Annotated in this window: 10 protein-coding genes; 2 read left to right on the top strand and 8 right to left on the bottom strand. The window is 68.1% G+C overall.

The features are described 5' to 3' along the window. Both ubiB and ACMZPQ_RS10145 read right to left on the bottom strand, forming a co-directional pair. Nucleotides 1–1,656 carry a ubiquinone biosynthesis regulatory protein kinase UbiB gene (gene ubiB / locus ACMZPQ_RS10140; protein ID WP_197583993.1) on the bottom strand — a complete coding sequence of 552 codons (1,656 nt, stop codon included), beginning with the start codon at nucleotides 1,654–1,656 and terminating at the stop codon, nucleotides 1–3. Continuing rightward, a complete protein-coding gene (locus ACMZPQ_RS10145) occupies nucleotides 1,653–2,288 on the bottom strand; it encodes a ubiquinone biosynthesis accessory factor UbiJ (RefSeq protein ID WP_197583995.1) in 636 nt (211 codons plus the stop codon). The genes ubiB and ACMZPQ_RS10145 overlap by 4 nt, the downstream gene beginning before the upstream one ends. A 289-nt stretch (nucleotides 2,289–2,577) precedes the next feature. Between ACMZPQ_RS10145 and ddlA the strand changes: the two genes are divergently transcribed. Beyond that, entirely contained in the window at nucleotides 2,578–3,663 is a 1,086-nt protein-coding gene (gene ddlA / locus ACMZPQ_RS10150; RefSeq protein WP_197583998.1) for a D-alanine--D-alanine ligase, read from the top strand. Nucleotides 3,664–3,765: 102 nt separating this feature from the next. Here ddlA and ACMZPQ_RS10155 read toward each other — a convergent pair whose 3' ends face one another. From ACMZPQ_RS10155 to oleC, 3 genes are all read right to left on the bottom strand, one after another. Next, nucleotides 3,766–3,921 (bottom strand): DUF1328 domain-containing protein, encoded by a 156-nt coding sequence (locus ACMZPQ_RS10155; RefSeq protein WP_004153593.1) that lies wholly within the window; start codon nucleotides 3,919–3,921, stop codon nucleotides 3,766–3,768. 82 nt (nucleotides 3,922–4,003) lie between these two features. Then, nucleotides 4,004–4,996, bottom strand: a complete 993-nt coding sequence (gene oleD / locus ACMZPQ_RS10160; protein WP_197584000.1) for a 2-alkyl-3-oxoalkanoate reductase — start codon at nucleotides 4,994–4,996, stop codon at nucleotides 4,004–4,006. Continuing rightward, on the bottom strand, nucleotides 4,993–6,651 hold the full coding sequence (gene oleC, locus ACMZPQ_RS10165) for an olefin beta-lactone synthetase (RefSeq protein ID WP_197584002.1): 1,659 nt from the start codon (nucleotides 6,649–6,651) through the stop codon (nucleotides 4,993–4,995). Before oleC ends, oleD begins: the two co-directional genes overlap by 4 nt. Nucleotides 6,652–6,755: 104 nt before the next feature. On the opposite strand from oleC, the gene ACMZPQ_RS10170 reads away from it, so the two are divergent. Further along, nucleotides 6,756–7,187, top strand: a complete 432-nt coding sequence (locus ACMZPQ_RS10170; protein WP_197584005.1) for a YkgJ family cysteine cluster protein — start codon at nucleotides 6,756–6,758, stop codon at nucleotides 7,185–7,187. A gap of 146 nt (nucleotides 7,188–7,333) precedes the next feature. Here the strand turns inward: ACMZPQ_RS10170 and ACMZPQ_RS10175 are convergent, their stop codons facing one another. From ACMZPQ_RS10175 to ACMZPQ_RS10185, 3 genes are all read right to left on the bottom strand, one after another. Then, complete coding sequence (locus tag ACMZPQ_RS10175) at nucleotides 7,334–8,224, bottom strand: alpha/beta fold hydrolase (protein ID WP_312647102.1); 891 nt, start codon at nucleotides 8,222–8,224, stop codon at nucleotides 7,334–7,336. Nucleotides 8,225–8,349: 125 nt separating this feature from the next. Further along, nucleotides 8,350–9,366 (bottom strand): 3-oxoacyl-ACP synthase III, encoded by a 1,017-nt coding sequence (locus tag ACMZPQ_RS10180; protein WP_008264841.1) that lies wholly within the window; start codon nucleotides 9,364–9,366, stop codon nucleotides 8,350–8,352. A gap of 103 nt (nucleotides 9,367–9,469) precedes the next feature. Next, complete coding sequence (locus tag ACMZPQ_RS10185) at nucleotides 9,470–9,787, bottom strand: DUF4156 domain-containing protein (protein ID WP_312647103.1); 318 nt, start codon at nucleotides 9,785–9,787, stop codon at nucleotides 9,470–9,472. Nucleotides 9,788–9,930: the final 143 nt, after the last annotated feature.

Here is a 9,930-nt window from a genome sequence, read left to right on the forward strand (position 1 = left end):
CTACTTCCACCACGCGCGTGCCAGCGCCACCGCGCCGACCGCTCCGGACAGCCAGCTCCACATCGGCAGGTCGCCCCAATACCAGCCCGGCGGTTGCAGCACGTACATCAGCGCGGCAATGGCCAGCAGGCCAACGCCGGTGATCGCACCCACCGCGCGCTTCTGCAGGCGCTGCACGCTCGCATCCAGTGCGGCCAGGTCGCGCGAACGCATCGACAGTTCGTGCCGGCCCTCCACCTGCTGGGTCAGCCAGGCGTGTACCAGGCGCGGCATGTCCGGCGCATGGGTCATGATTTCCGGCAGGCGCTTGCCGATCTCGCGCACCACCCGGCGCGGGCTGTAGCGCTCGCGCAGGATCTTCGCCAGCACCGGCTTGGCCACCGCCCAGATGTCGATCTGCGGATCAAGCTGGCGGCCGACGCCTTCGATGTTCAGCAGGGTCTTCTGCAGCAGGATCAGCTGCGGCTGCAGGGTCAGCTGGTAGCGCTGCGCCACGCGGAACAGCTTCATCAGCACTTCGGCCAGCGAGATCTGCGACAGCGGGCGGGTGAAGTACGGCTCGCACACCGAACGCACCGCCGCTTCCAGATCATCGATGCGCACGTGGTCGGGCATCCAGCGTGCCTGCACATGCAGTTCGGCGATGCGACGGTAATCGCGGTTGAAGATGGCCATGAAGTTCTCGGCCAGGTAGTACTGATCTTCCTGCGAGAGCTGGCCCATGATGCCGAAGTCCAGCGCGATGAAGCGTGGGTTGGCACGGCGCGCCGGATCGGTGTCGACCCAGATGTTGCCGGCGTGCGCATCGGCGTGGAAGAAGTTGTCGCGGAACACCTGGGTGTAGAACACCCGCACGCCCTTGGCGGCCAGCGCCTTGCGATCGATGCCGGCCTTGTCCAGCGCAGCGATGTCATCGGACGGGATGCCCCACACGCGCTCCAGGGTCAGCGCGCGCTCGGCGGTGTGGCTCCAGATCACTTCCGGCACGTACAGGTCGTCGCTGTTTTCCCAGAAGCGGCGCAGCACGCTGGCATTGGCGCCTTCGCGCTGCAGGTCCAGCTCGGCGGCCAGGGTGTTCTCGACTTCGGCCACCACTTCGCGCGGCCGGATCTTGTCAGCACGCGGGTGGGTGCGCTCGACCAGCGCAGCCAGCGAATTGAGCAGGGCGATGTCGGCGTCGATCTGCTTCTCGATGCCGGGGCGCAGCACCTTGACCACCACCTGGCGACCATCGGCCAGAGTCGCCGCGTGCACCTGCGCGATCGAGGCCGAGGCCAGCGGCTCGGTATCAAAGCTGGCAAAGGCCTCGCTGACGGGCAGGCCGAGTGCTTCTTCGACGATGCGGCGGGCGGTATCACCATCGAACGGCTTGACCCGGTCCTGCAGCAGGGTCAGCTCGTTGGCCACGTCCGGCGGCACCAGGTCGCGGCGGGTGGACAGGATCTGGCCGAACTTGACGAAGATCGGGCCCAGGTCCTGCAGCGCCAGGCGCAGGCGCGCACCGCGCGACTGCGCGGCGATGTCGGCCGAGGCGCGCGGTACGAACGGCTTGGCCAGGCGCAGCCAACGCTCGGCTGGCGTGCCCTGCAGCAGATCGTCCAGGCGATAGCGCAGCACCACCCGGCCAATGCGGCTTGCCCGCAGCACGGCCTTCATGCGGCACCCCGCAGGCGCTGCACGCGTGCGCCGAGGCGCTCGACGTCATCGCGCAGCACATCCACGTCATCGTGGAAGGCGTCCAGTTCAGCGCGCGGCACCACGTCGCGCGACTCCTCGGTGATGAACTCGGCCGCGCTGTGCGCAAGGTCGATCGCGCCCTGGCGCGCGTGCTGCAGCGCGCTGCGCAGGGTGTTGGCCACCTGCACGCCCAGCACTTCACCGAATACGCTGACGAACGGCTGCTGCCAGTCGGGATCGTAGCCCTTGGCCAGCTGCTGCAGGCGGCGCGCCAGTTCGGCATCACCGGCCACGCGCACGCGGCCCTTGTCGTTGCCGTCGGTGCGGCGCGCGTTGGCCAGCAGCGGCAGCTGCGCCAGCACGCCGGCCAGGCTGCTGCGCACGGCCAGGTCGGCTTCCTGCGTGTCGACCGGGCCGACCCGCAGCTGATCGCCCTCGACGCTGATGCGCATCGCCAGCGGCGGTGCTTCCAGGGTCAGGTCGATATGCCTGCCATCCAGGCTGGCCAGCGCGTGGCGGGTATCCGGATCCAGCGCCAGGGCGCGGTTCAGGGCGATCTGCAGGGCGCGGCCGGCGACCGGCTTGAGGGACTTGAGCAGGGAGAGAGCCATGTGCGCATTCTACCTGCGTGGGTGGTGGGCTTGGGCCGGGCTGCCGCCCGGCACCCGCGGAGGCAACTGCAACGGCAACAGCCGAAGCAACAGCAACAGCGGACACCCCCGCAACCGGACCCACCCCGCCTTCGACCGTTTCCCGCTGCCATTGGTGGGTGTCGACCTTGGTCGACACGGTAGATCCACGCCATGCGTGGATGGAATTCTGGTTCATCTTTGCCTCACGCGGAGGGCCGACGAAGGTTCATGCTATGAGGCCACGCAACGCACAGGACATCGCAACACCATGGCACGGACCCGGGTCGGCATCATCTTCGGGGGCAGGTCCTCCGAGCACGAAGTTTCACTGCAGTCGGCGAAGAACATCCTTGATGCCCTCGACCGCGAGCGCTTCGAACCAGTGCTGGTCGGCATCGACAAGCAGGGCCAATGGCATCTGAGCCAGCCGGACACCTTCCTGCTCAATGGCGATGATCCGTCGCGCATCGCGCTGCATCCCTCCGGCCAGTCGCTGGCAGTCCTTCCCGGTACAGAGCAGGCGCAGCTGCGCCCTTCCGATGCGACGGTCGCGCTGGGCCAGATCGATGTGGTGTTGCCGATCGTGCACGGGCCGCTGGGCGAGGACGGTGCGCTGCAGGGCCTGCTGCGCATGGCCAACCTGCCCTTCGTGGGTTCGCCGGTACTGGGCTCGGCGGTGGCGATGGACAAGGACGTGACCAAGCGCCTGCTGAGCGATGCCGGGCTGCAGGTGGCGCCGTGGCTGTGTATCCGTCGCCATCAGGCGGCGACAGTCGATGTCGAGGCGGTGATCGCGCAGCTCGGCCTGCCACTGTTCGTCAAGCCGGCCAACCAGGGTTCATCGGTGGGCGTCAGCAAGGTCAAGGACGCGGCCGGCTTTGCCGAGGCACTCGAACTGGCGCTGCGCTATGACCACAAGGTACTGGTGGAGTCGGCGGTGGTCGGCCGTGAGATCGAGTGCGCGGTGCTGGGCAACGCGCAGCCACAGGCCAGCGTGTGCGGCGAGGTGGTGGTGCACGACGAGTTCTACGCGTACGACACCAAGTACATCAACGAAGGCGGTGCCGACGTGGTGGTGCCGGCGGACATCGACGCTGCCACCCAGGCGCGCATCCAGCAGATCGCGCTGCAGGCCTACCAGGCGCTGGAGTGTGCCGGCATGGCGCGGGTGGATGTGTTCCTCACTGCGGACGGTGGCATCGTCATCAATGAGGTCAACACGCTGCCGGGCTTCACCCGCATCAGCATGTACCCGAAGTTGTGGGGTGCCAGCGGCGTGGACTACACCACGCTGATCACGCGGCTGATTGAACTGGCGCTGGAGCGCCATGGGGCTGACAGGCAGCTTCTGTAGAGTCGAGCCTTGCTCGACTCTACGAAAGGGCGTGCCGGCCAACGGTCGGCACCCACCGGAGAAAACAGTGCCGGCCAGCGGCCGGCACTACCCTGCGGTCTTCTACCCGCGCTTGCGGAACATCGAGATCACTGCCAGTACCAGGAACACAACAAACAGGATCCAGGCGATGTTGCTGGCAGCACCGGCAATGCCGGAGAAGCCGAGCACGGCGGCGATGATGGCGATGACAAAGAAAATGACGGCGTAATGCAGCATGGCGCTCCTCGCAGATGTCCGGGCCGTTGGATGGCGTGGGACCATCCTCCCGATCTGGCGGTGTGCAACCGGTGATGGCGATCTATGCAGCAGATGAAGCCTTCAGCCTGCGCAGCCCTTCTTCGATGCTGACCTGCGGCACGTAGCCGAAATCGCGACGCGCCGGTTCCATGCTGTACCAGTGCGGCGTGCACAGCTGTTCGGCCAGGAAACGGGTCAACGGCGGCTCGCCACGCAGGCGCAGCAGCGGCCACAGCCGCTCGCAGACCGCACCGATGCGATAGGCGGTCTTGAAGCTGATCGCCTTGTCCACCGTCGGCGCCCCCACGGCGGCCAGCAGCTTGTTGACCAGTTCGCGCATCGGCAGCGGTTCGCCGTTGGAAATGAAGTACGCCTTGCCGGCACAGGCCGCGCCCGGCGCCAGGGCTTCGAAGGCGAGGAAGTGCGCCAGCGCGGCGTTGTCGATGTAGGTGGTATCGACCTTGTTGCTGCCATCGCCCACCAGCCGCAGGCGGCCCTGCCGTGCACGCTCGGCCAGGCGCGGCACCAGCTGCTGGTCGCCCGGCCCCCAGATCAGGCGCGGGCGCAGCGCCACCGTCGCCAGCGTCGCATCGTTGGCGGCCAGCACGCGTTGTTCGGCAATGGCCTTGGTCGCCGCATACGGCGCCTGGAAATCCTCGCCGTACGGCACCTGGTCGGCGCCCAAACCTTCCACCGGGTGGGTGGCACGGTGGGTCACGCTGGGCGTGGAGGTGTAGACCAGCCGGCCGATGCCGTGTGCGCGGCACGCGGCGATCACGTTGTCGGTGCCGACCACGTTGGCCTGGTGGTAGCTGTCATAGCTGCCCCACGCGCCAGCCTTGGCGCCGTTGTGGAACACCGTATCGACGCCGGCCACCGCATGCAGCACCGCCTGCGCATCGGCCAGGTCGCCGCGGATCTGGCCCACGCCCATCGCCTGCAGTTCCGGGTAGTGGCTGCGGTTGAACGCCAGCACCTGGTGGCCACGTTCGACCAGCCCACGGCACAGCGCCTGGCCAAGGAAACCACCCCCACCGGTGACCAGGATCTTCATGCGCGCTTCTCCAGTTCGGCGCTGGCCCAGACGGCGAGCTTCTCGCGGCCGATCTTGGCGTTGTGACGGATATCGACGGGGAAGGCCGGATGCACCAGGAAGTGCTGCAGTCCGGCCTCAGGCACGCGGGCTGCGGCCTTGGCACGCAGCGCTTCCTGCAGTGCCGGGCTGTCGGACTGGCCACGCTGCAGTTCCACGCACAGCACCGGCACCTGCGCACCGGCCGCGCCAACGCCGACCAGCGCAGTGCGCGCCACGCCCGCCACGGTGTTGAAGACCGGCTCGACCTGTTCGGTGTACAGCGGCCCGCGCGCGGTTTCCACGCGCTGCGTCTTGCGCCCGCAGAACCACAGGCGGCCCTGCGCATCGAAGTACCCCACATCGCCCATGCGATGAACGACGCGGGTGCTGCCGTCGGCCAGCGTCTCGCCGATCTTCGCCGCAGCCGTCGCCTGCGGGCGGTTGAAGTAGCTGTCGGTGGCGGTCGGCCCGGCCACGGTGATCTCGCCCACCTCGCCGGTGGCCAGCACGCGCGCCTGCGACCAGTCGGCCAGCGGTGCGTCGTCGATGGCGATGATGCGCACCTCGTTCGGTTCCACCACGCTGCCCACGCAGGTACCGGCACCGGCCTCGGTAGCGGCACGCGTGCGTTCCAGCTCGCGCCCCTCGACCACCGCCACCGGCAGGCACTCGGTGGCGCCATACGGCGTCCAGAACTGCGCATCGGCCGGCAGCAGGCGGCGGATGGTGGCGACCACGTCCGGTGGCACCGGTGCCCCGGCCGAGGTCACCCGCGTCACCGTCGGCAGCGGCTGGCCATGCCTGGCCAGCACCCGCATCAGCGCCGGCGAGCCGAACAGCTGGGTCACGCCGAAGCGCCGGATGGCATCGTGCAGGCGTGCCGGATCGGCCTGCGCAGGCCGCGTCGGGTCCATGTCCGGGATCACCGAGGTCAACCCCAGCGCGGGATCGAACAACGCGAACGGCGGGAAGGTCGGCAGGTCCACCCCGCCCGGTTCCATGCCGAACGCGCTGCCCAGCAGCTGGATCTGGCCGACGAAATGGCGATGGCGGTAGACCACGCCTTTGGGCACGCCGGTGGAGCCGCTGGTGAACAGGATCGCGGCCATGTCCTCGCCAGCGGTATCGGCCAACATCGGCCCACCGTTGGCCCCTGCGCGCTCCAGCGCGGCCAGGGTGGTACCGCCCCAGCCGAGGCGGCGGCCGACAGTGACCAGGCGGGCCGCCGAGGGTGCCCAGCGCAGCACCAGCCGCGCCACATGGGCCAGCGGGATGCCGATGAAAGCCTCCGGCTGGGCCTCGTCCAGGCACTGTTTCAGCGCGCGCCTGTCGATGCCCGGGTCGACCAGCACCGGCACCGCACCCAGCTTGAACAGCGCGAACATCAACAGGAAGAACTCCGGCGATGGCCGCACCATCACCACCGTGCGCACCCCGCGGCCGATCCCGTAGCCGGCCAGGCCGGCGGCCATCGCGTCGCTGCGCGTGTCCAGCTGCCGATAATCCAGGGTGACGTCGTAGGCGGCCATGCCGTTGCCGGCGCCACGGCGGCCGGGGCAACGGATGGCGATCTGGCCGGGGCGTTCACGTGCCAGTTCAGGCAGGCGCGCGGCGATGTTGCAGGGTCGGTTCATCCGTTCATTGTCGCCGCTTACGGAATTTCTTGCGCGGCGGCCCACTTCGTGGAAAATCCGCTCCCTCGTTCCCGATTCCGACTGCCGCCCGAGGCGGCTTGCCCATGCAACATCCCTGCATGACCTGCGGCGCCTGCTGCACCCAGTACCGCGTGGCCTTCCACTGGATGGAATCGGACGAGGTCACCCCCGGCGGCGTGCCGCACCAGCTGACCGAAGTGCTCGACCCGCACCGCCTGTGCATGCGTGGCACGCACGCCAAGCCAGTGCGCTGCGTGGCGCTGGATGCGCAGATCGGGGTGTATTCGCGCTGCACCATCCACCCCAACCGGCCCAGCGTGTGCCGCGAGGTGGATGCGTCGTGGGAGTACGGCAAGGCCAGCCCGCAGTGCGACAAGGCACGCATCGCCTATGGCCTGGACCCGTTGACGCTGGCCGACTGGCGCTGGCGCGATGAGGCCGGGAACGATGACGGCCATCCGGACGACAACGGCAACAGCCCGTCCTCGCCACCGCAGGCGCCGATCGCGGCGTGACCGCCGGGGCTCTGACCCATGTACGGCGTAGTGGTAGTGCCGGCCGCTGGCCGGCATCCTCATGAACCTGTCCGGTGTGCCGACCAACGGTCGGCACCCACCCATTCCTCGCCATTATGGGTGCCGACCGTGGGTCGGCACGCCCCTCAGATCGGGTTGTTGTCCAGGAACGCGCGGATTTCCGGCACCAGCACGTCCTGCTTGTCTTCCAGCACGTAATGGCCGGCGTCCTCGAAGGCATGCACCTGGGCCTGCGGCAGCGCGGCCTGGAAGCCCTTCAGGAAATGGTGGTCGAACACGAAGTCGCGCAGGCCCCAGCCGAGGAAGGCCGGGCGGTCGGCGAACGACGGCAGCGCCTTGCCGGCGCGCTCCAGCAGCGACCAGGCCTTGTCGGCCGGCGACAGCGGGATGTCCTGCATGAAACGGATGGTGCTGATGCGGTTGGCGTAGCTGTTGTACGGCGACACGTAGGCGCGGCGCACGTCGGCCGGCATCCTGCGCTCCACGCCCAGCCACGAGGCGCCGGACGAGAACGCGTTGAAGGTGCGGATGATCCACTCGCCGATCTTCCAGTGGCGGCCCAGTGCGATCTGCCATGGCATCTTCTTCGCGGCCGGCATCGGGAACGCGGCGGTGTTGAGCACCACCAGGCGCTTCACCTGGTCGTGGTGCGACAGCGCCCAGCCGAAGCCGATCATGCCGCCCCAGTCGTGCACGGCCAGGGTCACCGGGCCAGTGATGCCCAGGTGCTTCAGCAGCGCATCGAGGTCGTCCACGCGCGACTGCAGGGTGTATTCGTAGCGGCTGTCGTCCGGCTTGTCCGACAGGCCCATGCCGATGTGGTCCGGCACGATGCAGCGGTACTTGTCCGACAGGCCGGCCACCAGCGTGCGCCAGTAATAGCTCCACGACGGATTGCCGTGCACCATCACCACCACTTCGCCGTCGCGCGGGCCTTCGTCGAGATAGTTCATCGACAGGCCGGGGCGCACGTCGAAACGCTGCGGGTGGGCGGGGTAACCGGGAAGCTGGGACATCGGATCGCACCTGTAGAAAGGGCCGGTAGAACCGGCCCTTGGACACTTGGAAAATCATCGCTGTCCGTCGCGAGCGGTTGGCTGGGGCCGCCACGCAATCGCGCAGCAGGTCAGCGGTGACTTTTTTACCAGACCACTTCAGCCATCGAGCAGTTCAGGCCCGAGCCGATGCCGAGCAGCGCGATGCGATCGCCCTTCTTCAGCTTGCCCAGCTGCTTGAGCTTGCTCAGCACGATCGGCACCGAGGCCGGGCCGATGTTGCCGTGCTCGCCGAAGATGGTCATGACCTTCTTCGGGTCGATGCCGAAGTTCTTGATGAACGCGGCGGTGTGCGGCTGGCTGACCTGGTGGATCACGAACTGGTCCAGCTCTTCCACGGCCCAGCCCAGCGCGATCTTGGCGGCGGTGAAGGTCTTCTGCGCCAGCTTGATGCCTTCGATCAGCAGCAGGCGGGTATCGGTGACCATGCGGTCCAGGTTGCCCAGGCACAGCTGGTTCCACTCGGTGGCCGAGCGGGTCACGCCACCCTTGTAGCGCGGGGCGTCCGGCACCAGCTCCGAGCGCGCCATCACCATCGCGGCGGCGCCCGAACCGGTGGTCAGGGCGGCCAGCTCGTTGCGGAAATCGTCGGCGGTGACGTCCGGGGCGGTCATGCGCTCCAGGGTCTTCTCGTACACCAGGTTGGCGGTCTCGCCGTCCACCACCAGCGCGTAGTCGATGTCACCGCGCTCGATCATGCGCGCGGCGATATCCATGCCGTTGATGAAGGCCAGGCACGCATTGGCGACGTCGAAGGTCATGCACTCGTCGCTGACGCCGAGGTTGCCCGAGACGATCGACGCCGTGGACGGCTCCAGGTAATCGCGGCTGACCGAGGTGTTGACCAGCAGGCCCACCTGCGTCGCTTCGATGCCTGCGTCTTCCAGCGCCTTGCGGCCGGCCATGGTGGCGGCATCGGAGGCCAGCACGCCGTTGTCCCACAGGCGGCGGGCGTGGATGCCGGCGATATCGCCGAGCACGTCGGTGCGGATACCAAGGCGGTCCAACGTCGGCTGCAGCCGCTCGTTGATTTCCTTGGTCGTCAGCGTGTGCGGCGCGTCGACGTGTGCCAGGCCGGCGATCGAGACATTCTTGAAGAGCATCGAGGTTAGCGCCAAGGCTCAGGCAAAAGGGGGCGCTATTCTATAACCCCCGGGGCCTTCACCGCATCTTTACGAATTCAGGCTTGGCCGTATGGTGAAGCGTTCAGCGCGGTGGGCACTGGAATGCGGCGAAGCGCTGGCTGCCGTCGGCGGGGGCCGCAGCGGCCTGCACGGCGTTGGCGCCGGCACTCGGGGCCTCGTTGCGGGCCAGGGTTTCCAGCTCTTCCTGCACGCGCAGCGGGTTGCGGTTGTAGAAGCCGACCTTGCTCTTCACGGTCACCACCACTTCGCCCTTGGCGATGCAGCCGGCCGGAACCGGACCTGCCGGCAACACGCGGGTCGCCTTGCCCGCCGGTTCGATCGGCACCCAGGTGCAGGCGGTGACAGTGAGCAGCAGGGAGGACATCAGCAGAACGCGCATGGGCAGATCCTGGAAGGGTATGGGGGGATTCTGCCTGAACAGCCTGAATCGGGGGTAGCCCGGGTTCGGGGTCGGATCCCCTGCAGGGGGCGCTGACCCCGCCTTCGGGTCACGGCGTTGCCGGCCAGCGGCCGGCACTACCG

It is taken from the genome of Stenotrophomonas maltophilia, from assembly GCF_047497515.2.
Taxonomy (GTDB): domain Bacteria; phylum Pseudomonadota; class Gammaproteobacteria; order Xanthomonadales; family Xanthomonadaceae; genus Stenotrophomonas.